Raw genomic sequence first — 21,034 nt, 5'->3', positions numbered from 1 at the left:
CCTCCCCGGACGCAAGCACGCTTGCTGGCGGGCCTGCCGGGTGAACACAGCGTGCTGCTCATTCTCGTGAACATCGAACAGCCGCCGATCGGGGTGCCTGCGGAAGTGGTGTACATGTGCTGTCCGTTCTCGGGCTCTGGCTCAACTTCCGTGCAGCGGCCACTCTGAGTGACGTCCGGGCGTCTCTGGACAGCCTCGGAAGTCGCCCGAAAATCAGCCGCCACGAGGGTGGTTGGGCTGAAAGTCCGGGCCGTGGAAGAGGTCGTGCTCCGGCTGAAGGAGCTGTTGTTCCCGTCGGTCGCGGACATCGAGGTGCTGTCGGTAGACGTAAATATCGAGATAGTACGCGTTGACGTGCAGTGCACGAGGGTCGGTGCCGCCTGCCCGGGGTGCGGAGCCTGGTCGACCCGGGTGCACAGCTCCTACCTGAGGTTTCCTGCTGACGTACCGAGCGCCGGACGAAGGGTCGTGCTCCGGTTACGGGTTCGGCGGTTCCGCTGCCGCGACACCGTGTGCGCTCGGCGGACCTTCGTGGAACAGATACCCGGCCTCACCCGCAGGTACGGCCAGCGCACCGAGCGGCTGCGCTCCGCTCTGGCCGCGGTCGGTCTTGCCCTGGCCGGACGAGCCGGCGCCCGGCTGGCCGCCGTCCTCGGCATGTCCGTCAGCCGGAGCACGGTACTGCGCATGGTCGACGCTCTGCCCGAGCCGGAGGTGCCCGCGCCGCGGGTGGTCGGCGGCGATGAGTACGCCACCCGCAAAGGCCGCCACTACGGCACCGTGCTGGTGGACGTCGAAACCCGTCGGCCGATCGATCTGCTCCCGGACCGGGAGGCATCAAGTCTGGCCGCCTGGCTCGCCCAGCGACCTGGTGTCGAGGTCGTCTGCCGGGACCGCGCACCGTTCTTCGCCGAAGGCGCCGCTGCCGGAGCACCGCAGGCGGTGCAGGTCGCCGACAGGTGGCATCTCTGGCATAACCTGAGCGAGGCCGCCGAGCGGAGTGTCGCCCAGCACCGCCGCTGCCTGCGTGTCCTGACGCCCGCAGCGCCTCAGCCCGCCCCCGAGACCGGCCCCGCACCGGCCCCGGACCCGTCCGCGTCGCCATGGCCAACAGGTCACCGCTTCGCCGACCGAACCCGGGCCCGGCACGCAGCCGTCCACGCCCTGCTGGAGGCAGGCCACAGCCGGCGCTCGGTCCAGCGACAGCTCGGCATGGCCTGGCACACCGTCAAACGGTTCGCCGACGCTGCGAAGCCGGAAGACCTGTTCACCGGCCAGTGGCAAAACCGGTCCTCGGTCCTCGACGACTACAAGCCCTACCTGGACGACCGCTGGAACGAGGGCTCCACCAACGCGTGGAAGCTGTGGGAGGAGATCGTGCCGCTCGGCTACAAGGGCAGTTACCAGCGCGTTCGCTCCTACCTGCGCGAGAAGCGCACCTCACCACGACCGGTGACCGCCCGGCCACCCTCACCCCGCGCCGTCGCCGGATGGATCCTCCGACACCCGGACACCCTCGCCGAGCCCGAGCAGCTCCAGCTCAAGGCCGTCCGGACCAACTGCCCCGAACTCGACGCTCTCACCCGCCACGTCCGGTCCTTCGCAGTCATGCTCACCGAGCGCCAGGGCGAGCGCCTCCCGGGCTGGCTCGACGCTGTCCGGCAGGACGACCTGCCGAGCCTCCACACCCTCGCCGCCGGCATCGACCGAGACCGCGACGCCGTCATCGCCGGCCTCACCCTGCCCTGGAACTCAGGTGTCGTCGAAGGACATGTCAACCGGATCAAGATGCTCAAGCGCCAGATGTTCGGTCGCGCAGGGGTCCAGCTCCTCCGGAAAAGGGTCCTGTTGTCGTGACGAGCAGCCGTGATCCCACGACTGTGATGTGTGCGTATCACTCCGGGGCCCATATGATCGTCGGGCTTGATCGCTTGCCATAGAGGGGGGAACGTGATGCGCGCCAAGGGGACAGTTCAGGGCCTATGTGCGATTGGGGCAATTTCGTTCCTTTTCGGATGCGCGACCGGGACCGGTGCTGAACAGCACAGTCCCACCCGGAGCGATGCGCCTTCGTCTCAAGTCGTCATAGCCCTGGGCGAAGATCAAGTAGAAGCGGTGTTACCGGACTCGGGCGACGTGCCTCCGGGGTGGGAGAAATCTGGCACGCTCCGTCTCAACGGTGCCAACCCTGAAGACGGCGGTACCTTGGCTTACGGCACCCAGGGTTACGCTGCGACTGACCTCGAAGGCACTGTTGGATTCGGTCTCCAATCTTTCCGGACCCGGTCTCAGGCCATCGGCCGGTACACCGAGAGCAAATCTCAGATGGCAAGCGCCCAAGTTGGGCCCGCGCAGATCCCGGACGTCGACGCAGCGTTCACCGCCTCCTACTGCATCGGCAAGAACCATTGCAGCACTTCGATCACCCTCCGCCTGGACTCTGTTTTTGCCTACGTGAACATCAACACAGACGGTCCAGCCGCAGCCGATCCCAAGGTTCTTAACTCTGTCACCCGCATGTTTGCCCAGCGCATCCGACAGGCACAGCATGGGCAGCCGCCATCGGCAAAGGCAACATGAAACGGCAAGCATTTAACTCTTCGCATTCGGTGCACGGAAGTTGAGCCAGAGCCCGTTCTCGTGGACAAAGCCACTCGGCCGTGGCTGTCGCCGTCGCCGGCGTCTTCTTCAGCGCGCCGTCCGCTTCCGCGGCAACGCTGCCGTCCACCAACATCGCTCACCACTGCATCCACCACACCACCGGGATGTGCGGCTGAACGCACCACAAGAAGCCCCCCGACAAGTACGAGACTGCGAAGTGCGTAGACGCATCCCTGTCGTACTCGCGGCATTCGCAGGGCACCTGCTCCCACCATCACGGCGTCCGCTACTGATTCAAGTAGGCCACCTCGTCGCGTTCTTACGGCGGTGGACAGGTCCGTGCTCGTCGCATGCCGGGCACCGAAAAGGCGGGAGCTGGTGCAGCAGCCCCGCAGAATTCAGGAGGCGCAGTGTTCCACTGCTACTTCTGCGGGGCCGGTGCACGCCACACGTACCCCCTGATGCGCCCGGTACGCCCGATCTATCCCCACCATCGAAACGGGATGTGTCCTCATGCATGACGTGGGGCCCGGCCTGCCCGGCCGGGCCCCACGTCAATCTCCGCTACAGGTAGCGCTCCTCACACTGACGATCTGCGTCTACCAGCGGTACCAGCGCCCCTTGCCGCCTGCGCCGTCCGCGGACCGGACGACGAAGCCCAGCAGCCACACGATCAGCACAACCACCGCGATCCACCACAGCGCCTTCAGTGCAAAGCCCGCACCGAAGAGGATCAGGGCCAGAAGAAGAACCAGAAGCAGGGGAACCATCGTTATCAACCTCCTGACCACCGAATGCCCTTACATCACCCCTACAAGCACACAAAAGAGGAGTTAATTCCATGGGATCAAGGGCATGTACGCGCCGTTCACGCTTCCCCCTCTCTGGCATCGCATGCACCGCAGTCATGCAGCGACGATCACCCAATGCATGGTCATGGCCTTGGGTTTGCCGGCACGGTAAGCGGTCATGCGCACAGCCAGCACCTCATACCGGCACCCAAGGAAGGTGAGAGCATGTCCGCCAGCGAGAAGGCCAGGGCCAAGGCCGAGCAGGCCGTCGGCAAGGCCGCCCAGGCAGCCGGACACGCCACGGGCAACGAGAAGCTGATCGCCAAGGGCCGCGCGGCCCAGGCCGCGGGCAAAGCCCGCGAGTCCAAGGAGTCCCTCAAGGACACCGGCCAGTGCTGACCGCTCTATGGCCCGTTGCGAAAGTGGATCAGGAGTCGTGGTCGGCTCGGGCGGCAGTCTGGGCCGACCAGCCTCGCGACAGGGTGAGGCGGCCAGATCGGAACCCGTCGCGCTGTTCGGTCACCCATTGCTCAACCTGATCTACGGATTCCGCGACGGGCCGGTCCGTGGTGTTGAGCACAGGGGTGGACCACCGCCGGTCGTCAGCAGTCCACCCGGTCCAGCGGTGCCAGGCCGTCTCGGGCCAGCTGTCGTCGATGATGACGTCGGGTCGGGGTCGGGGATCCTCGGCATGCTTGCGGTGCCAGGCGGCCCAGCCGAGGAAGGTGTCAATCGCCTGAGCGTCCGATCGGCCCGAGTCGCGCATGGTGAGCCTGTCGCGCCGTAGTTCGTCGGACACGTCGACCAGACACACCGCGATTCCGTCCAGCAAGGGGGCGGACGGGCTGGCCAGGACCTCTCCCAGCGGGACTGCCCGGTCAGCAGGAGGTCGACTCCATGGGCCTGGTTCTCCAGCGCACGACGCACCCACATCTCGGTCATGCGGTTACGCCACCAGCGATCGGCTCCTTCCGGTACGCCGAGCTCGTCGAAGTCGTGCACGGCGAGCCGCCCCAGAGCCCGCTCGCGCGCACAAAGCCAGGCGTCCGCCCCCACGAGTTCTGAGACCCCGACACTTCCGCCGAACGTGTGTTTTCCGACATGGCCGAAGGGCAACCTCCCCTGGGAGCATCGGTGATCCACCGAACGGACGGGGGAAGCGGAATGACCACTACGCACAGACGGGTTCGGCTCGGGGTGGGGCTCGTTGCGGCCGTGCTGTCGCTCGCCGGCTGCTCGGGCGGGGGTGACGACGACGCCGGGTCCGGTCAGTCCACGAGCACGACCGTGACCGCGGCGGACCCGGCCGGCACCCCCTCGACCGCCTCGCCCACCCCGGTGGTCTCGCCGTCGGACGTGTATCCCACGAACGCGGACGGCTGCCACCCGAACGCGAAGTGGAGCACGGCGAAGGCGGTGGACTGGGTCGACTGGGGGCAGATCGGCCAGCCCGCCCTGGGCCCGGGAGAGGTCCGTTTCGGCAAGTCCACGCCCGGTTTCGACGGGCCCCTGTGTGCCAAGGTCACCGTCCAGGTCGAGTACTGGCGGATCAACTACCGGCCGTCCTCCGCCACTTCGGCCGCCGACCCTCTTGCGAGGGAGGTGAACTACGACTTCGCCATGAAGTCCCTGAAGCGCAGCGAACTGCACATCGACGGCCGTGCGGTCCACGACATGAAGCCGCCGAAGGGCTTCGCCTCGACCAAGGCCAGCCCCTGCGACGGCTTCCTGGAGGCGATCTACGTCGGCGCTCCGCTCAAGTCCCACGAACTGCCGACCAAGATCGACACGGGTAACTCGATCCTCGGCGACACCGTCACCTTCCCCACCAAGCGCGTCGTCGACTACCACGTGTTCGCGCCCTCCGGGCCCCAACTCTGCGACGACAACGGCGTCCCCACAGCGTCCCCCGCCCCGTCCGGCTACCCGTCCTCCGGCTTCGGCCCGTCCACACCGTCCCTCCCCGAATTCCAACTCACCCCGAAGAGCTGAAGAGCTGAAGAGCTGACGACCGGGAAGGCCACGGGAAGGGGCCGCGGGAAGGGGCTACCCAGCACGCGCGCCAGCGCGAAGCCGTCGTGCCCCTTGCTGCCCACCGTCTGGAGCGCGGTGCCGGTTCCCTCACGTTGCGGCGGGCGTTCATCATCCAGCCGATCGACCGCAGGATGATCCATGCTGCCTTCGATCGGCCTTGGTCTTCGGCAGCAGCAGAAGGTACGCGAGGTCGTCGGGATCCGCGTCGGGGTCGATGTCGCCGTTGCGCTGCGCCGCTCGCACGCACTCGGCCACCGCCGTCGCGACCACGGAGAAGCAGTCGTTGGCCAGGCGTTTCACCTCGGCGTCGGAGGCGCCGATCTCCAGGGCCATCTTGGCGGCGAAGCAGGCCGCCCCCGCCCGGTCAGAGGCGGGGGGTACGTCGGCGGCGAGTGGCACCCCGTGGACGGCGCGGAGCAAGTAGGCGTGCAGTCGTTCCAGGGCGCCCTCGTCCGGTCCGGCGAGCATCTTCCGCGGACCCTGCCCCAGCCGGGCGAGGTAGCCGGCCATCGCCTCCAGCAGCACGCCGTGCTTGCCGTCGAACGCGGCATAGAGGCTGCCGCGGCCCAGGCCGGTGGCGGCGCTGATGTCGTCGACGCTCGTGCCGTTGTAGCCCGAGGCGCGGAACTGCCGCTCGGCGGCATGGAGGACGTTGTCGCGGTCAAAGCTTCGTGGTCTGGCCATATAAAGACGGCAAAGCCGACCCACCCTTCTTGACAACTCAGTACAGAACTGCCTAGGTTTCGGACTGTTCAGTAAACAACCGTCTTGAGCTCACCGGACAGGCTTGGTCCGACGTGCAGGACCGGTGCGGACCGTGCCGACCTGAGCACAGGCGACCCCGCACAGCGCCCGACGAAGTCATGAGCACAACCGAAGGAACCACCATGCAGACGGCTCCCTCCGTGGCCCTCGTGACGGGCGCCTCCTCCGCAATCGGGCGGGCGGCGGCGCTCGCCCTCGTGGGCGCCGGCTTCGCGGTGGTCGGCACGAGCCGCCACGGGCGAACGCCGAGCCGATCGCCGGGGTGACGTTCCTCGATCTCGACGTGGCCAGCGACGAGTCGGTCCGCTCCCTGGTCGGGGAGGTGATCGAGCGGTTCGGCCGGATCGACGTCTTGGTCAACAACGCAGGCGTGGGCGCGGTCGGCGCCGGCGAGGAGAGCTCGATCAGCCAGGCCAAGGAGGTCTTCGACATCAACGTCTTCGGCGTGATTCGGATGACAAACGCAGTATTGCCCCACATGCGCGCCCAGGGCAGTGGCCGCGTGGTCAACGTCTCCTCGGTACTCGGTCTGATCCCAGCCCCCTTCATGGCCGTCTACGCCGCCATCAAGCCTGCGGTCGAGGGCTACTCCGAGTCCGTCGATCACGAGCTTCGCGAGCACGGCGTCCGGATGCTGCTGGTCGAGCCGGCCTACACAAGCACGAGTTTCGAGGCGAGCAGCATGGCACCCGACTCGCACCTGCCGGTCTACGCCGCACAGCGGGAGGTCTCCCGAGACGTGCTGGCCACGGCCGTGCGCAACGCCGACGACCCGGACGTTGTCGCGAAGGTGATCGTCGCGGCCTCCACCGATTCCAAGCCCAAGCTCCGGTACACCGCCGGCTCGATGGCCAAATCCGTCAGCGTCCTGCGCCGGATCGTGCCCTCGCGCACCTTCGACAGACAGATCCGCAAGCTCAACCGGCTGGCCGGCTGACCCCGCAGTACGGGGCGGCGCCCGAGGAGACGCACATGTCCGAACCAGAGACACCGAAGCCAGCATCAGCATCTCTCGTCCGACCGCTCTTGGACGCTGCGCGGACCGTCATCATGACCGTGGACGACGACCCCGGGGTGTCCCGGGCCGTCGCCCGTGACCTGCGGCGGCGCTACGGCGAGTCGCACCGGATCGTGCGCGCGGAGTCCGGCGAGTCCGCGCTGGACGCGCTGCGCGAGCTGAAGCTGCGCGGTGATCTGGTCGCGGTGATCCTGGCCGACTACCGCATGCCCCAGATGAACGGCATCGAGTTCCTCGAACAGGCCCTGGACGTCTATCCGGGCGCCCGGCGTGTACTGCTGACCGCATACGCGGACTCGAACGCGGCGATCGACGCGATCAACGTCGTCGACCTCGACCACTACCTCCTCAAGCCGTGGGACCCGCCGGAGGAGAAGCTCTACCCGGTGCTCGACGACCTGCTGGAGGCGTGGCGGTGCAGTGACTTCCGGCCGGTGCCGAGCACCAAGGTCGTCGGTCACCGGTGGTCGGCGCGCTCGTCGGACGTACGGGAGTTCCTGGCCCGCAATCAGGTGCCGTACCGCTGGTACTCCACCGAGGAACCCGAGGGGCAGCGGCTGCTCGCGGCCTGCGGGCAGGACGGACAGCGGCTGCCGGTGGTGATCACGGCGGACGGTACGGCGCTCGTCGAGCCGGAGGTGCCCGAACTGGCCGCGCACGTGGGGCTGGCGACGACACCCACGGCCGACTTCTACGACCTGGTCGTCATCGGCGGCGGGCCGGCCGGGCTGGGCGCGGCCGTGTACGGGGCCTCGGAGGGCCTGCGTACGGTGCTCGTGGAGCGGTCGGCGACCGGCGGGCAGGCCGGGCAGAGTTCGCGGATCGAGAACTACCTGGGCTTCCCGGACGGGGTGTCCGGCGGCCAGCTCACCGACCGGGCGCGACGCCAGGCCACGAAGTTCGGCGCCGAGATCCTCTCCGCGCGGGAGGTGACCGGTCTGGAGAGCAGCGGGGCGGCACGGCTCGTACGGTTCGCGGACGGGTCGCAGATCGCGGCGCACAGCGTGATCCTGGCGACCGGTGTGTCGTACCGACAGCTTCAGGCGCCGGGTGCCGACGAGCTGTCGGGCCGCGGGGTGTTCTACGGGTCCGCGCTCACCGAGGCCGCCGCCTGCCAGGGCCACGACGTGTACATCGTCGGCGGCGCCAACTCGGCCGGGCAGGCGGCGATGTACCTGTCCAGGGGCGCCAAGTCGGTCACCCTGCTGGTGCGCGGAGCGGACCTGACCGCGTCGATGTCGCACTATCTGATCCAGCAGATCGCCGAGTCGCCGAACATCTCGGTCCGGGCCCACACGGTCGTCGAGGCCGCGCACGGCGACGGCCACCTGGAACAGCTGACGTTGCGCGACACGACGAGCGGGCAGACCGAACAGGTCGACGCGCAGTGGCTGTTCGTGTTCATCGGCGCGGCCCCGCTGACCGACTGGCTGGAGGGCACGGTGCTGCGGGACGAGCGCGGGTTCATCCTCGCCGGGCCCGATCTGACCGCCGACGGGCGGCCACCGGCCAACTGGGAGTTGGACCGGCCGCCCTACCACCTGGAGACCAACATCCCCGGCGTGTTCGTCGCCGGGGACGCGCGCGCGGAGTCCGCCAAGCGGGTCGCGTCCGCCGTCGGAGAGGGAGCCATGGCCGTGATGCTCGTACACCGGTATCTGGAGCAGTCGTGAGCGGGCGGGTGATGCCGTGCAGAGCGGCGGAGATCAGTTCGCTGTTCCTGTTCGAGAAGCTCAGCTCCGAGCAGCTCGGCAGGCTGTGCAGCGAGGGACGGGTCGAACTGTTCGACCCGGGGCCGGTGTTCACCGAAGGCGACCCGGCGACCTGCTTCTACGTGATGATCGAGGGCAAGGTCGTCATGTCGCGCCGGGTGGGCAGCGACGACATCGAGGTGAGCCGCACGTCCCAGCCAGGGGTGTACGCGGGCGCCGTGATGGCCTACCTCGGGGACGGGAAACCGCAGCGGTACATGAACTCGCTGCGGGTGTCGGAGCCGACGCGGTTCTTCGTGCTGCCCGCCGAATCGTTCGCGACCTTCATGCACGAGTGGTTTCCGATGGCGATCCATCTCCTGGAGGGGCTCTTCCTCGGTTCGCAGACCTTTCAGCGGGCCGTCGGGCAGCGCGAACGGCTGCTGGCGCTGGGCTCGTTGTCCGCGGGTCTCACCCATGAGCTCAACAACCCGGCCGCGGCGGCCGTACGGGCCACCTCCTCGCTCAGGGACCGGGTCGCGCACATGCGCAACAAGCTCGGCGTCATCGCCTCGGGCCCCTACCACGGCGACGCTCTGAAGGCCCTGGTCGACCTCCAGGAGCGTACGGCCGAGCGGGTCTCCAAGGCGCCGGCACTGAGCCCGCTCGAAGCGTCCGACCGGGAGGACGAACTCGCCGACTGGCTGGACGACCACGGTGTCCCAAACGGCTGGCAGATCGCGCCGACCTTCGTGCAGGGCGGTCTCGACGTCGACTGGCTGGAGCAGATCGCGGCGGCCGTCGGCGAGCAGGAAATCCTGCCCAGTGCCATCGAGTGCCTCACCTACACGGTCGAGACCGAGCTGTTGATGTCCGAGATCGAGGACTCCACCACCCGTATCTCCCACCTCGTCGACGCCGCCAAGCAGTACTCGCAGCTGGACCGCGCGCCGTACCAGGTCGCCGATGTCCACGAACTCCTCGACAGCACGCTGCTGATGCTGTCGGGCAAGATCGGTCCACAGGTCAAGGTCGTGAAGGAGTACGACCCTTCGGTGCCGAGGATTCCGGCCTACCCGGCCGAACTGAACCAGGTGTGGACCAACCTGATCGACAACGCCGTCTCCGCCATCAACAGCGCGGGCGGCGAAGGGACGTTGACCGTACGCACCGCTCTGGTGCACGACCGGCTGCTGGTGGAGTTCCGCGACACGGGACCGGGAGTGCCGGCCGAGATCCGCGGCCGGATCTTCGACCCGTTCTTCACCACCAAACCGGTGGGCGAGGGCACCGGGCTGGGACTCGACATCTCCTGGCGGATCGTCGTCAACAAGCACCACGGTGACCTGAAAGTCGAGTCCGTACCCGGCGACACCCGCTTCCAGGTGCTGCTCCCCCTCACCGCCACCGACCCCGAGCCCGATACCGTCCCCGACCCGGCCCAGGAGCCCTCATGACCAAGGACACCGGAATCGACCCCAGCGTCCCGCCCAGCGATGCCGGCTGCGTCGAGTGCGACGCCGACGGCGGCTGGTGGTTCCATCTGCGGCGCTGCGCCCGGTGCGGCCACATCGGATGCTGCGACGACTCACGCGCCAAGCACGCCACCGGCCACTTCCGGGACACCGGCCATCCGGTGATCCGCAGTTACGAGCCGAGCGAGGCCTGGTTCTGGAACTTCGAGACGTCCGAGCTGTACGACTCCGGTCCGGCCCTGACTCCCCCAGCCGCCCACCCTGCCGACCAGCCCACGCCGGGACCGGCGGGGCGCGTGCCGGCGAACTGGGCGGACACGCTGCGCTGAGCCTGGCCGACCAGGGCTGCCAGTGGTGGATGTCAGGATTCATCTGCGCCGCAGAACCTGTTCGGCACTCCACGCATCGGCCGCGACGACGATCTGACCCGTCTCGCGTGATCGAGTTCTTCGCCGCCCGTATCCGGCAGGGGCACCCTGATTTTGACTCCTAGTTCAAGAACGCGCGGTTCTTCATACCGAGTATCCAAACCCTGATCAACTTCACATACCAACGAAATAAGGAAAATGCCCGTATTGCGGCATTCTCCTCACCTGAAAGGACAGAACCATGGAACGCAACGAGTCTCCCGACGCGACGTACGCGAGGATCTGGAGCAACGGCCGCGGCGAGGTGCGGTTCTTCACCCGGGCCGATGGCTCGCGGCTCCGCTACTACACGGTGGGCACCGGCCCCGCCCTCGTTCTGATGCACACCGTGCGCGGCCAGCTCGACTACTTCCAGCGGGTGATTCCGCAGTTGTGGGACCACTACACGGTCTACGCGCTGGATCTGCCCGGGATGGGATGGTCCGACATCGTCCCTGGCGCACAGTACGAGGAGCCGCAGTTGCGGGCCGCGGTCGTCGAATTCGTCCGCGGACTGGACCTTCACGACGTCACCCTGTCGGGCGAATCGCTCGGGGGCGCCCTGTCCCTGTCGGCATCGATCGACCTGAAGGACCGGGTCAGCCGGGTCGTGGCGTTCAACAGCTATGACTACCCCCAGGGAGGCGAACGCGGAAACTGGATCGCCCGCTTCATCATCTCCAGCGTGCGGATGCCCGTGCTGGGCCCCGTCTTCGCCCCCCTCGAGCCGCGGCCCGTCTTTCGGGCAATTCTGCAGGGCGGCTACGTCGACAAGACCCGGCTGCCCGAGGACTTCATCACCGAGCTACTGAGGAGCGGCCGCCGCAAGGGCTACGACAAGGTGTCCCGAGGGATCTTCCGCAGCCTCAAGGGATTCGACCGGGCCCGCGAGCGCTACCCGCGCGTGTCAGCACCCGTCACCCTCGTCTACAGCGAAAACGACTGGTCCCGGCCCGCCGAACGAGACCGCGTGGCCAACGCGCTGACGGACGTCCACCGCATCACCGTGCCCCGCACCGGCCATTTCTCCGCACTGGAGCGCCCCGACGACATGGCACGCATCCTGCTCGACGCCGCCTGAGCAAAACGACCGGCACCCCCCGCCCATCCCCGTCCAGACATGAGGAAACCCCATGACTCAGGCCGTCCCCCACCTCGTCAACCGCCTTGTCATCGACACCGAGAACACCTTCGACAACGTCCGCCGGCGCTACGAATCGCTGGTACCCGCCATCGACTTCGCCGAACTCACCGAGGTGGCCGGCACAGGCGACCTCGCGGCGTTGCAGGCCTACATCGCCGAACACACACCTAATTCGTTTGCCATCTACTGGACGCTGGACCCGATGCCGGTGATGCGACTGTCGGGACATCAACACCGCGCCGTCACCTACATGATGGGCAACAACGTCATCGCGGAAACCATGTTCCGACACGACCCCGGCACCATCCTGTACGCCCCGCTGCGCACCGCGATCTACGAGACCGCCTCCGGCCACGTACAGATGAGCATCGACCAGCCGTCGAGCAAATTCGCCAGCTTCGGCGATCCCCGCATCGCCGAGGTCGGAGCACAACTCGACGCCAAAGTCGCTGAACTGCTCCGCCTCATGACACTGCCGGTACCACCGGAGCTGATCACGGCCTGACCCTTGGCACTCCAGCACCGTTTTCGCTGTCTGACCTGGTCAGAGGCATCGTCGGGAGTGTAGTGGGTGTAGTGGGCTGGTGGCCCATCAGGGGCGGCCTTGCCGAACCGCCCCCTCCGATGAGGGGCATCGCCGCCGGCGGCCCGGCCGTCCCTCGTAGTCCGTCAGATGGGCGACCGTGTTCCACTCATGACAGACCTGCACCGGGTGGGTGCCGAAGCGGGCCTCGCACACCTCTGGCCACTGGTAGTACGGCGAGGTGATGTAGTCGCAGAACAGCTTCAGCGCGTCCTGATAGCTGCGGATCGGCTGTTCGGCCTGTTCCTCATGCACGGCGCCCCCGCCACGGCCGCGGAGGGCTGCCACGGGGCCATGCCCGCGACGTCGGCCGCACCGATGGCCGGCGGCCACGACGCCGCCGTGATGGACCCGGCTGCGCTGAACGTGCACGGTTTCGGCCCTGCTGTCCGGGCTGCCGACGGAATGCCCGGGATGCTGTGCGTCTCGACCCCGGCCCACGAGCGGACCTCCCTGTCCGCGCCCGCCCTGTGCGCCGTAGCAGGCGCCGGAGTGCTTGCCCTGTGGGCGCCGGCCCGACTGCGGGCGGCGGCCGGCGGGACGGGATGGCAGGGGCCGCCGGGCGGCGGGCGAGATCTCCTGCTTCGGGCGTGCATCGCGCGGACGTGACAGCCATGCGCCGGACCCGGGCCTGGCCCAGGTCAGCACCGTGCCCTGTTCGTTTCCGCGCACCACCGGTGTGGTGTGCCCACCCGGAAAGACCCTGCTTCGATGTTCTCTGCTTCTCGTTCCTCCGCGCGCCGTCGCGGCCTCGCAGCGGCCGGTGCCGCCGCTGCTCTCGCGCTGACGCTGGCCGCCTGCGGCTCCTCCAGCGACTCCTCGTCGATGCCTGGCATGAACCACCGCGCCACGTCCTCCTCGCCCAGTGCATCGCAAACGATGGGTGACATGCCCGGCATGGACCACGCGGCCACCGACAACGGCCTGTCCGACACCAAGGACGGCTACCGCCTCACTTCCAAGGACGCGACCCTGCTGTCGGGCAAGCAGGCCGCCTACCGGTTCTCGGTCACGGGCCCGGACGGCAGGCCGGTCACCGGCTTCGCCCTCGACCAGACCAAGCGGATGCACCTTCTACGCCATCCGCTCCGACCTGACCGGCTTCCAGCACATCCCCCCACCATGGCCGCCGACGGCACCTGGAGCGCCGACCTGGCATCCCTCGCCCCGGGCTCCTGGCGCATGTTCGCCTCTTTCACCCCGGCCGCCGGGGCCGGCAAGGGCGAGGACTTCGTGCTGTCGCGCACCCTCACCGTGCCCGGCAACGCCACGAAGGCCCCGCTGCCCGCACCAGCCGCCAGCACGCAGGTCGACGGGTACACCGTGACGCTGAAGGGCGAGCCCATGGCGGGGATGGCGCACCCGCTGACCGTCTCCATCGCCAAGGACGGCAAGCCCGTCACCGACCTGCAGTCCTACCTGGACACCTACGCCCACCTGACCGCTTTCCACGAAGGCGACGCCGCGTTCGCCCACCTCCACCCGACCACCGAGGTGACCGGCGACCGTGGCGGCCCGGACTTGAACTTCCACGCCGAACTGCCCGCGTCCGGCAACTGGCGGCTGTTCCTGCAGTTTCAGACCGGCGGCACGCTCCACACCGCCGCCCTGACCCTGCGCGTCGGCTGACCCTTGTGGGGCGCCCCAGCAGCGGCCTCCCACACCCCCCGCCCGCTGGAGGGCTCCCTGGCAGTGGGTATGGGCGTGGTCGCACGCCCATACGCGGGAGGGAAGGCTTCACAGGTGCACGCGGTACGGCACGCGCTGTCGATGCAGGTCCATGACCTGGGAGTTCGCCTGGGACCTGGTCCTGGGCTCCGCTGTGTCCGCCCTCGTTCAGGTCGGGGTTCGCACGTCCGTCGTCTGCTCGACGGCGACCGGCCCCGGGCTCTGGCCGTCTGCGACCGGGCCCGGATGTGTCGCCTTGTCCTGCCTCTTACGACGCCGGGGCTCTGGCCCGCCCGCTGCTGCGCAAGGGCGCGCTTTTCAACGGTGCGGTGGCTTTCGAGATCGTCACGTGGTGCCGTTCGTGGGGCGGGGCCATGCACTCTCGCGAAGCAGGCGCAGGCCGTTGAGGCCGACGATGATGGTGGAGCCCTCATGGCCGGCGACACCGAGAGGCAGCGGGAGGGTGCCGATCAGGTCCCAGGCGACCAGGACGGTGATGAACGCTCCGGCGATGACCAGGTTCTGGACCACGAGGCGGCGGGCGGCCCGCGAGAGGGAGAGGACGGCGGGGATGACGGAGAGTTCGTCGCGGACGACGACGGCGTCGGCGGTCTCCAGGGCGAGGTCGGAGCCGGCCTTGCCCATGGCGATACCGCAGTGGGCGGCGACCAGGGCCGGGGCGTCGTTGACGCCGTCCCCGACGACCAGCACCCGGCGCCCCTCAGCCTGCCACCCCTGCACGGCAGTCACCTTGTCCTGCGGCAGCAGTCCGGCCCGGACCTCGGTGATGCCGACCTCGGCAGCCAGGTGCTGCGCGGCACACTTGTTGTCGCCGGTCACGAGCACCGGGGTGCGGCCGGTCAGGCGGGTGAGCGCGGTGAGGGTCGCGGCGGCCTCCGGCCGCAGCCGGTCCGCAATGCCCAGCAGCCCGACGAGCACGCCGTCGCGCAGCACGGCTACAGCAGTACGCCCGGCGTCCTCCAACTCGGCCACCACCTTCTCGTGGCCGGCGCCGGGCAGCATGCAGGCGGGGGATCCGACCTGGATGCTGTGGCCGCTCACGGTGGCGGTGACTCCCTGCCCGGGGGTGGAGATGAAGTCGTCGGCGTCGGCCAGGGCCAGGCCACGTTCGCGGGCGGCGTCCACGACGGCGCGAGCGAGAGGGTGCTCGCTGGGGTGTTCGGCCGCGGCCGCCAGGCCCAGGAGGCTGTCCTGGTCCAGGCCGCTGTCGGGCAGCGGGCGGATCTCGGTGACGTGCGGGGTGCCCTCGGTCAGGGTGCCGGTCTTGTCGAACGCGACGGCATCGACCTGGCCGAGGCGTTCCATCACCACCGCGGACTTGGCCAGCGCACCGTGGCGGCCCGCGTTGGCGATCGCCGACAGCAGCGGCGGCATCGTGGAGAGCACCACCGCGCACGGCGAAGCGACGATCATGAAGGTCATCGCGCGCAGCAGGGCAGACTGCAGTGCGTCGCCGAAGATGAGCGGGAGCGCGAAGACCGCGAGGGTCGCGACGACCATGCCGACCGAGTACCGCTGCTCGATCTTCTCGATGAACAGCTGGGTAGGGGCCTTGGTCTCGGACGCCTCCTCGACCATCCTCACGATCCGCGCGATCACCGAGTCGGCCGGGTCCCGCGCGACGCGCACGCGCAGGACACCCGTGCCGTTGACGGTGCCGGCGAACACCTCGTCCCCCACCTGCTTGGCCACCGGCAGAGGCTCGCCGGTGATGGTGGCCTGGTCGACGTCGCTCGCCCCGTGGAGGACCAGGCCGTCGGCGCCGACGCGCTCGCCCGGCCTGACCAGGAAGGTGTCCCCGACCACGAGCCGTTCGGCGTCGACGCTCTCCTCCGTGCCGTCGGGCAGAAGCCGGTTCGCGGTGGAGGGAGCGAGATCGAGCAGGCCGCGCACGGAGTCCGCGGTCCGGGCGGTCGCCAGCGCCTCCAGGGCGCCTGAGGTGGCGAAGATGACGATCAGCAGCGCACCGTCGAGGACCTGGCCGATCGCGGCCGCGCCGAGCGCCGCGACGACCATCAGCAGATCGACGTCCAGCGTCCTGTCCCTCAGGGCCTTCAGGCCCTCCCAGCCCGGCTCCCAGCCGCCGGTGATGTAGGTGGCGGCGAACAGCGTCCCCCACAGCCACGCCGGCGACCCGAGCAGGTACGGCGGCAGAGCGAGCAGGAACAGCACCAGCGCCCCGAGCGCCCACCGGGCTTCCGGCAGCGCCAGGACGCGCGTGCGACGGCGCGGAAGGGCCGGCCGCGGCCCGGCGGCGGCCGGCGCGGCCCGCTGTTCCAGGACTGAAGACATGACAAATAACCCTTCACGGGCAGACGGGGGCAACACCCTCACCATACAGGAACATCTGAATAGGTCTTCAAGTGTCGTCGGTATGATGGCTCCATGGGCCACGGAACCGACGCCACCCGCAGCGCCACCACACGCGAGCGCCTTGACGCGGTCGGCACTGCCGACGTCGCCGCCACCCTCCAGGCCCTCGCCACCCCCTCCCGGCTGCACATCCTCGCCCGGCTCCAGGAAGGGCCCTGCTCCGTCGGCGACCTCGCCGAAGCCGTCGCCATGGAAGCCTCCGCCTGCTCCCACCAACTGCGCCTGCTGCGCAACCTCGGCCTGGTGACCGGAGAACGGCACGGCCGCTCGATCATCTACGCTCTCTACGACAACCACGTCGCCGAGCTCCTTGACCAGGCCCTCTACCACGTCGAGCACCTGCGCCTGGGCGTCCGTGACGTCCCGGCCTCACTACCTGAGCCCGCCTCCGCAGAGTGAGACCGGCGCGCCGCCGCCGGGAGAGTCCGGGGTGCCCTCGGGTGGCCGGAGATCGGCATCGACACAGGTCCTCGCCACGGAGGCGGATCAGTCCTCGGATGTGGCAGCTGGACGCCCCCGCAGGCCGGGGGGTCGAGTCCGTCCGGCCGATCCGTGACGTCGTCCGGCAGCGAGTGCGCGGCCCGCTCGGCGACCTTGGTATCCATGCCTCCGCATGACCGCCACGCGGCGCTCGGTCAGGTGCCGAAGGGCGGGACCTGCTGCACGGTGAGGTCGTCGCGCAGCCGCGGGAAGCGGACGGGATGGCGGAAGCGGACCGGACGACCCGGGAACCCGGCGAGCCCGGCGTACGGCTGCGGTTCTTCCTGGACCTGCACCAGGACTCCGGCGCGTAGGCCCGTGGCGGGCGCCGGCCGCGCTCGGGGCCCTGGAGGTGTGCCACACGGGGCGCGGGCAGCGCGGCCGCCGCCCCGGCCATGATCTCCAAGCTCGTCGAGTCCGCCCAACAGCGGTGGCGGGCCGTGAACGCACACCACCTCGCCGCCCTGGTCCGTGCCGGAACCCGCTTCGAGCGCGGCCACCTCGTCGAACGCTCCGAGGCCCACGCGGTCTGAACCACCGCAGCTGAACCACCGGTCATGACCCCTGACCCTTCAGCCCGGCAGCAGGGCCGGCGCGTCGGGCCGATGAGTTTGCCGGTTGCCTGAAGTCTTCCTTGTGACAAGCCCGCCCCGTCGGCGGATCAGGAAACGCCGGATCCGGTGTCATGGAGGAGAGATGGAGGCCAGGATGAACAATCCGATTCGGCTGTACATGTCGATGTCGCTCGACGGCTATATCGCCGGCCCGGACGATCGACCAGGGCAGGCACTCGGACGCAACGGTGGACGGCTCTTCAACTGGCTCGACGACCGGGAGTCCGACGGTCCGAGCGGCCAGGTCTACCGCGAAGCGACGGGCACCGGCGCGGTGATCTCCGGGCGTCGGACCTTCGAACTCGCCGGGCGCTGGCAGGGCGATCACCACGACGGCGTGCCGATCTTCGTCCTCACCCACCAGGTGGATGACCGGGACGTGCCACCCGGCCACGCGCGTTTCGTCACCGATGTCGAGGACTGCGCCCGTCAGGCTCGCGCAGCCGCAGGGGACCGGCCGGTCATGGTTCATGGGGCGGGGGCGGCCCAAGCACTTCTGCGAGCGGGGCAGGTGGACGAGATGGAGATCCATCTGGTTCCGGTCCTCCTCGGGGGCGGCCGACGGCTGTTCGACCACCTGGGTAGTGAACACATCGAACTCGACCTCGTCCGACGGCTCGAGGATCGAGACGTCACGCACCTTCGTTACCGGGTGCACCGGCCCGAGGAGGCCGCCGGGTGAAGACGCTCTTCGTCTCTTACCGCGTCACCGACCTGGACCGCTCGCTCGGTTTCTACACCGCCTTGGGCTACGCCGAGTTGGGAAGGGTCGAGGGCGGCGACGGGGCTCGCCTCGTGATCCTCAAGTTCCCCGACGAACCGGTGGCCTCGCTCGAACTGGTCCACCGCCTCGGCGACGGGCCGGTCGACGTGGGCAGCGGTTTCGACCACCTCGCGATCCAGGTGGAGAGGCTCGCCACCACCCTGGAGACGCTGACCGAAGCCGGCCTGAGGCCGGGACCTGTCCAGTACCCGGGCGGCCCTCACGGGCCGAAGACGTCGTGGCTCACGGACCCGGATGGTTACCGGATCGAGTTGGTGGAGTGGCCGTCCGGACATCCCGGCGGCATCACCGCCGCAGACTTCGCCTGAGGCGGCCACGGTCTGCAAAGTGACGAAGCTTCTCCTCGGCGCTGCCGCGGCGCAACGCGAGGCGACATCCCACCCCATCCACAGGTCTTGACGATTACTCGCTCTCCAGCGCGGTGCGGATGAGGTTGACGGAGAGGCTGCGAGCCGCCTCTTTGGTGGGAAGCGCGTGGCGGGAGCGGCTACGCAACTCGTTGATGGGAACATCCACCAGGGCGCGGGCGGAGCGGTTTGCGACGCAGGGGCACAGGAACGTGCTGATCGGTGTCTCGTTGCACGCCGCGGACCGGTTGCGGCAGGGCAAGGCGGTCAGCGACCTGGAGCGGTGGCTGTTGGATGTGCTGAGGGCGGCACTGCCCGAGCAGGAGATCAAGGACTGGGGCCGGGTGTACCGGGAGGCGGTGCAGGCGCTGGGCGAACAGGTGGCCGTGGTGCCCCCGGTCATCTCCGGTCGGCCGGTGGGCACCGGCTTCGCTCTCACCGATCTGGGACTCGTCCTGCCCGCAGTGGGTCAGGAGCACGCGGCGCTGCCCAATACCTCGATTGTGGACCGGGAGGCAATCGCGGCCGGCAAGAACGTTGACAGCTCCTCGTTCGTGCAGGCGCTCCCCTCGTACGGGTTCGGCGCCACCGTCTTCCAGCGGCCTCGGCGCGTGTCGAGCGCAGCTCACGACCCCGGGGACCAGTCGCAGCTCGGGGCGGAGCGGGCACCGGCGCCGACGTTCCGGGTGAAGCTGGAATTGGAAAGCTTCCGGTGCAGGCGGGCGGGGGGCGGCAAGGACGAAATCTACTGGGCTTCTTCCACCGGCAGTGACAAGCAGTCGGGCGTGGGCTTCATCTCGCAGGAGTTCGGCAAGATGAAGGTCAATGAGACCGGCACCTTCGACGCCTCGCGCCGGACCGTCTTCGAGGGGCTGGTCAGCGAAGGCCTGGTGCTGTCCCTGTCCTGCTGGGAGGCGGACCAGAGCCCCCCGGCATGGGCCCGGGCCCTGCAAACCGCGCTGACCGAGATGAGCGATCGGATCTTCAGCCACTGGGGGTGGGCTCTGGCCGGCATGCTGCCCGGCGGCTACACGGAAATGCTTGTCGGCCTGGCGGCGGAAATCGCCGGCATGTTCGCCTGGGTCGTCAACCATGTCCGCAACGAGGACGACCTCTCGTGCGCTCGGGTCATCCTCCTCGACCAGTACGATCTGGCGCTGATGGCCCGCGGCAAGCTCCGCACCTGGGACTTCAACGGCGATGGCCACCACCTGCTGACCGTGAAGTACAGCGGCGACATGGTCGCCCTTCCCCGTGGGAGCCCTGGAGTACGCAGTGCGTACCGGCAGCGGCCTCACTGCCAGCTGGTCAGTGCCGGTCACGCTTCCGTGGGACAGCATGACCGCGCCCGCGCTGGCGTCGTTCAAGGGCAAGCTCCACTGCGTGTACGTCCGGCCCGACAGGGCCGTGATGTGGACGGTCCTGGACGGAACGACCTGGAGCGAGCCCCAACAGATCCACGGGTGGGCTTCCCTCTACGCCGTCGCGCTGTGCGAGTTCAGCGGCAAGCTCCACCTCGCCCTGACCGGTATGGACGACGTACTGCGGTGGGCGACCACCAGCAACGGCACCTCCTGGACCGAGGTGACGTCGGTGCCTTCGAAAGCGGAGAGGGCCTCGGCCCTGGCCGTCGGCGATCTGGACGTGTACCTGTGGATGAACCACTCCGGTCCGGACGGTCGGCTCAACACCCACTGGCTGCACAAGACGGGGACCTCCTGGGGTGGCAGCTGGGCTGACAATCTCGGCTGGATCGTCACCCGGCCCGCTGCCATGACCAGGTACAAGGGCCAGCTGTGGCGAGTGGCCACCGGGACTGACCAGCGCATGTACGCGGCCACCGGGACGAACAAGCTCTACGGGACTCAGATGCGGCCCCACTGGACCAGCGCCGGCACCATCAAATCGTGGCCCGGCACGCACGGCCCTGCCCTCGCCGTCCACCAGGACGACCTGTGGGTATTCCACCGCGATACGGAGGGCACGCTGCGCTTCTGCCGAGAATCCCAACACTGGGGCGCCTTGAATTCTGTCAGCCGGCAAGCGCTGGCGAAGCCCATGGATGAACCGTCAGCGGCCTCCCACAACAGCAAGCTTTACGTGATGTACCGCCGCTGAGCCCCGCAGTACGTGAACACCGCTGTGCGGCGGCCAGGGTGACGGTGACGGGTACGTCGGAGCAGTGGCTCAACGTCTCGGCCAGCGCCGCACGCTCAGTGGCGTCGATGCTCAGATTCC

The 21,034-nt window shown here is 68.7% G+C and carries 22 protein-coding genes and 3 pseudogenes; 20 read left to right on the top strand and 5 right to left on the bottom strand.

Features of this window, described 5'->3' with window-relative positions; translation table 11 throughout:
* Positions 1–228: 228 nt before the first annotated feature.
* The 3 genes and pseudogenes from ACGFNV_RS35430 to ACGFNV_RS35420 form a co-directional block, all read left to right on the top strand.
* Complete coding sequence (locus tag ACGFNV_RS35430; protein ID WP_393628274.1) at positions 229–1,857, top strand: ISL3 family transposase; 1,629 nt, start codon at positions 229–231, stop codon at positions 1,855–1,857.
* A 93-nt stretch (positions 1,858–1,950) separates the two neighbouring features.
* Positions 1,951–2,580, top strand: a complete 630-nt coding sequence (locus ACGFNV_RS35425; protein WP_393628272.1) for a hypothetical protein — start codon at positions 1,951–1,953, stop codon at positions 2,578–2,580.
* 230 nt (positions 2,581–2,810) lie between these two features.
* A pseudogene (locus ACGFNV_RS35420) lies at positions 2,811–2,894 on the top strand (DUF3761 domain-containing protein); the annotation flags it as partial.
* Positions 2,895–3,200: 306 nt separating this feature from the next.
* Here ACGFNV_RS35420 and ACGFNV_RS35415 read toward each other — a convergent pair.
* Positions 3,201–3,371, bottom strand: coding sequence for a hydrophobic protein (locus ACGFNV_RS35415; protein ID WP_190177074.1), 171 nt, complete (start codon positions 3,369–3,371; stop codon positions 3,201–3,203).
* 246 nt (positions 3,372–3,617) lie between these two features.
* Here ACGFNV_RS35415 and ACGFNV_RS35410 point away from each other — a divergent pair, with 246 nt between their 5' ends.
* Positions 3,618–3,791, top strand: coding sequence for a CsbD family protein (locus ACGFNV_RS35410; protein ID WP_393628270.1), 174 nt, complete (start codon positions 3,618–3,620; stop codon positions 3,789–3,791).
* A gap of 28 nt (positions 3,792–3,819) precedes the next feature.
* On the opposite strand, the gene ACGFNV_RS35405 is transcribed toward ACGFNV_RS35410, so the two are convergent.
* Entirely contained in the window at positions 3,820–4,158 is a 339-nt protein-coding gene (locus ACGFNV_RS35405) for a hypothetical protein (RefSeq protein ID WP_393628267.1), read from the bottom strand.
* Positions 4,159–4,556: 398 nt separating this feature from the next.
* On the opposite strand from ACGFNV_RS35405, the gene ACGFNV_RS35400 reads away from it, so the two are divergent.
* Complete coding sequence (locus ACGFNV_RS35400; RefSeq protein WP_393628265.1) at positions 4,557–5,384, top strand: hypothetical protein; 828 nt, start codon at positions 4,557–4,559, stop codon at positions 5,382–5,384.
* Between the two features lie 150 nt (positions 5,385–5,534).
* Here ACGFNV_RS35400 and ACGFNV_RS35395 read toward each other — a convergent pair whose 3' ends face one another.
* A complete protein-coding gene (locus ACGFNV_RS35395; protein WP_393628263.1) occupies positions 5,535–6,110 on the bottom strand; it encodes a TetR/AcrR family transcriptional regulator in 576 nt (191 codons plus the stop codon).
* A gap of 203 nt (positions 6,111–6,313) precedes the next feature.
* Between ACGFNV_RS35395 and ACGFNV_RS35390 the strand changes: the two are divergent.
* The 6 genes and pseudogenes from ACGFNV_RS35390 (at position 6,314) to ACGFNV_RS35365 (ending at position 12,431) form a co-directional block, all read left to right on the top strand.
* Positions 6,314–7,128, top strand: a pseudogene (locus tag ACGFNV_RS35390) (oxidoreductase).
* Between the two features lie 113 nt (positions 7,129–7,241).
* Entirely contained in the window at positions 7,242–8,882 is a 1,641-nt protein-coding gene (locus tag ACGFNV_RS35385; protein ID WP_393628261.1) for an FAD-dependent oxidoreductase, read from the top strand.
* Positions 8,879–10,357 carry an ATP-binding protein gene (locus ACGFNV_RS35380; protein WP_393628259.1) on the top strand — a complete coding sequence of 493 codons (1,479 nt, stop codon included), beginning with the start codon at positions 8,879–8,881 and terminating at the stop codon, positions 10,355–10,357. The genes ACGFNV_RS35385 and ACGFNV_RS35380 overlap by 4 nt, the downstream gene beginning before the upstream one ends.
* Positions 10,354–10,704 carry a UBP-type zinc finger domain-containing protein gene (locus tag ACGFNV_RS35375; protein WP_393628257.1) on the top strand — a complete coding sequence of 117 codons (351 nt, stop codon included), beginning with the start codon at positions 10,354–10,356 and terminating at the stop codon, positions 10,702–10,704. The genes ACGFNV_RS35380 and ACGFNV_RS35375 overlap by 4 nt, the downstream gene beginning before the upstream one ends.
* A gap of 280 nt (positions 10,705–10,984) precedes the next feature.
* On the top strand, positions 10,985–11,863 hold the full coding sequence (locus ACGFNV_RS35370) for an alpha/beta fold hydrolase (RefSeq protein WP_393628255.1): 879 nt from the start codon (positions 10,985–10,987) through the stop codon (positions 11,861–11,863).
* Between the two features lie 52 nt (positions 11,864–11,915).
* Positions 11,916–12,431 (top strand): DUF302 domain-containing protein, encoded by a 516-nt coding sequence (locus ACGFNV_RS35365; protein ID WP_393628253.1) that lies wholly within the window; start codon positions 11,916–11,918, stop codon positions 12,429–12,431.
* Positions 12,432–12,518: 87 nt separating this feature from the next.
* On the opposite strand, the gene ACGFNV_RS35360 is transcribed toward ACGFNV_RS35365, so the two are convergent.
* Complete coding sequence (locus ACGFNV_RS35360) at positions 12,519–12,764, bottom strand: hypothetical protein (protein WP_393628251.1); 246 nt, start codon at positions 12,762–12,764, stop codon at positions 12,519–12,521.
* On the opposite strand from ACGFNV_RS35360, the gene ACGFNV_RS35355 reads away from it, so the two are divergent.
* A complete protein-coding gene (locus ACGFNV_RS35355; protein ID WP_393628249.1) occupies positions 12,759–13,118 on the top strand; it encodes a hypothetical protein in 360 nt (119 codons plus the stop codon). The two genes, ACGFNV_RS35360 and ACGFNV_RS35355, sit on opposite strands and share 6 nt — an antisense overlap.
* Positions 13,119–13,220: 102 nt before the next feature.
* Positions 13,221–14,138 (top strand): hypothetical protein, encoded by a 918-nt coding sequence (locus ACGFNV_RS35350; RefSeq protein WP_393628247.1) that lies wholly within the window; start codon positions 13,221–13,223, stop codon positions 14,136–14,138.
* Positions 14,139–14,522: 384 nt separating this feature from the next.
* On the opposite strand, the gene ACGFNV_RS35345 is transcribed toward ACGFNV_RS35350, so the two are convergent.
* Positions 14,523–16,490 carry a heavy metal translocating P-type ATPase gene (locus ACGFNV_RS35345; RefSeq protein WP_393628245.1) on the bottom strand — a complete coding sequence of 656 codons (1,968 nt, stop codon included), beginning with the start codon at positions 16,488–16,490 and terminating at the stop codon, positions 14,523–14,525.
* A gap of 93 nt (positions 16,491–16,583) precedes the next feature.
* On the opposite strand from ACGFNV_RS35345, the gene ACGFNV_RS35340 reads away from it, so the two are divergent.
* The 7 genes and pseudogenes from ACGFNV_RS35340 to ACGFNV_RS35310 all read left to right on the top strand — a co-directional run bounded on the left by ACGFNV_RS35340 (position 16,584) and on the right by ACGFNV_RS35310 (position 20,914).
* Positions 16,584–16,970: an ArsR/SmtB family transcription factor gene (locus tag ACGFNV_RS35340; RefSeq protein ID WP_393628243.1), complete on the top strand. Its 387-nt coding sequence runs from the start codon at positions 16,584–16,586 to the stop codon at positions 16,968–16,970.
* Positions 16,971–17,272: 302 nt separating this feature from the next.
* On the top strand, positions 17,273–17,365 hold the full coding sequence (locus tag ACGFNV_RS35335; protein WP_393628241.1) for a DUF6207 family protein: 93 nt from the start codon (positions 17,273–17,275) through the stop codon (positions 17,363–17,365).
* A 45-nt stretch (positions 17,366–17,410) separates the two neighbouring features.
* Positions 17,411–17,584: pseudogene (locus ACGFNV_RS35330) on the top strand (IS256 family transposase); the annotation flags it as partial.
* A gap of 175 nt (positions 17,585–17,759) precedes the next feature.
* A complete protein-coding gene (locus ACGFNV_RS35325) occupies positions 17,760–18,347 on the top strand; it encodes a dihydrofolate reductase family protein (RefSeq protein ID WP_393628565.1) in 588 nt (195 codons plus the stop codon).
* The gene (locus ACGFNV_RS35320) at positions 18,344–18,757 is read left to right on the top strand and encodes a VOC family protein (protein WP_393628239.1); all 414 of its coding nucleotides are present in this window, start codon (positions 18,344–18,346) and stop codon (positions 18,755–18,757) included. Before ACGFNV_RS35325 ends, ACGFNV_RS35320 begins: the two co-directional genes overlap by 4 nt.
* Positions 18,758–19,008: 251 nt before the next feature.
* A complete protein-coding gene (locus ACGFNV_RS35315) occupies positions 19,009–20,535 on the top strand; it encodes a hypothetical protein (protein WP_393628236.1) in 1,527 nt (508 codons plus the stop codon).
* A 34-nt stretch (positions 20,536–20,569) separates the two neighbouring features.
* A complete protein-coding gene (locus ACGFNV_RS35310) occupies positions 20,570–20,914 on the top strand; it encodes a hypothetical protein (protein ID WP_393628234.1) in 345 nt (114 codons plus the stop codon).
* The last annotated feature ends 120 nt before the right edge of the window (positions 20,915–21,034 follow it).

This window comes from Streptomyces sp. NPDC048751 (assembly GCF_043198595.1).
Classification (GTDB): Bacteria; Actinomycetota; Actinomycetes; order Streptomycetales; family Streptomycetaceae; genus Streptomyces.
The sequence above is the reverse complement of the archived record's forward strand: the minus strand, read 5'-3'. Positions and strand labels throughout refer to the sequence as shown.

Excerpts from the sequence above, each read along its gene's own strand:
- ACGFNV_RS35415 (WP_190177074.1), bottom strand. The coding sequence starts at position 3,371 with ATGGTTCCCCTGCTTCTGGTTCTTCTTCTGGCCCTGATCCTCTTCGGT.
- ACGFNV_RS35410 (WP_393628270.1), top strand. The coding sequence starts at position 3,618 with ATGTCCGCCAGCGAGAAGGCCAGGGCCAAGGCCGAGCAGGCCGTCGGC.
- ACGFNV_RS35405 (WP_393628267.1), bottom strand. The coding sequence starts at position 4,158 with ATGCGCGACTCGGGCCGATCGGACGCTCAGGCGATTGACACCTTCCTC.
- ACGFNV_RS35400 (WP_393628265.1), top strand. The coding sequence starts at position 4,557 with ATGACCACTACGCACAGACGGGTTCGGCTCGGGGTGGGGCTCGTTGCG.
- ACGFNV_RS35395 (WP_393628263.1), bottom strand. The coding sequence starts at position 6,110 with ATGGCCAGACCACGAAGCTTTGACCGCGACAACGTCCTCCATGCCGCC.
- ACGFNV_RS35385 (WP_393628261.1), top strand. The coding sequence starts at position 7,242 with ATGACCGTGGACGACGACCCCGGGGTGTCCCGGGCCGTCGCCCGTGAC.
- ACGFNV_RS35375 (WP_393628257.1), top strand. The coding sequence starts at position 10,354 with ATGACCAAGGACACCGGAATCGACCCCAGCGTCCCGCCCAGCGATGCC.
- ACGFNV_RS35370 (WP_393628255.1), top strand. The coding sequence starts at position 10,985 with ATGGAACGCAACGAGTCTCCCGACGCGACGTACGCGAGGATCTGGAGC.
- ACGFNV_RS35365 (WP_393628253.1), top strand. The coding sequence starts at position 11,916 with ATGACTCAGGCCGTCCCCCACCTCGTCAACCGCCTTGTCATCGACACC.
- ACGFNV_RS35355 (WP_393628249.1), top strand. The coding sequence starts at position 12,759 with ATGCACGGCGCCCCCGCCACGGCCGCGGAGGGCTGCCACGGGGCCATG.
- ACGFNV_RS35350 (WP_393628247.1), top strand. The coding sequence starts at position 13,221 with ATGTTCTCTGCTTCTCGTTCCTCCGCGCGCCGTCGCGGCCTCGCAGCG.
- ACGFNV_RS35345 (WP_393628245.1), bottom strand. The coding sequence starts at position 16,490 with ATGTCTTCAGTCCTGGAACAGCGGGCCGCGCCGGCCGCCGCCGGGCCG.
- ACGFNV_RS35340 (WP_393628243.1), top strand. The coding sequence starts at position 16,584 with ATGGGCCACGGAACCGACGCCACCCGCAGCGCCACCACACGCGAGCGC.
- ACGFNV_RS35335 (WP_393628241.1), top strand. The coding sequence starts at position 17,273 with ATGGCGGAAGCGGACCGGACGACCCGGGAACCCGGCGAGCCCGGCGTA.
- ACGFNV_RS35325 (WP_393628565.1), top strand. The coding sequence starts at position 17,760 with ATGAACAATCCGATTCGGCTGTACATGTCGATGTCGCTCGACGGCTAT.
- ACGFNV_RS35310 (WP_393628234.1), top strand. The coding sequence starts at position 20,570 with ATGACCAGGTACAAGGGCCAGCTGTGGCGAGTGGCCACCGGGACTGAC.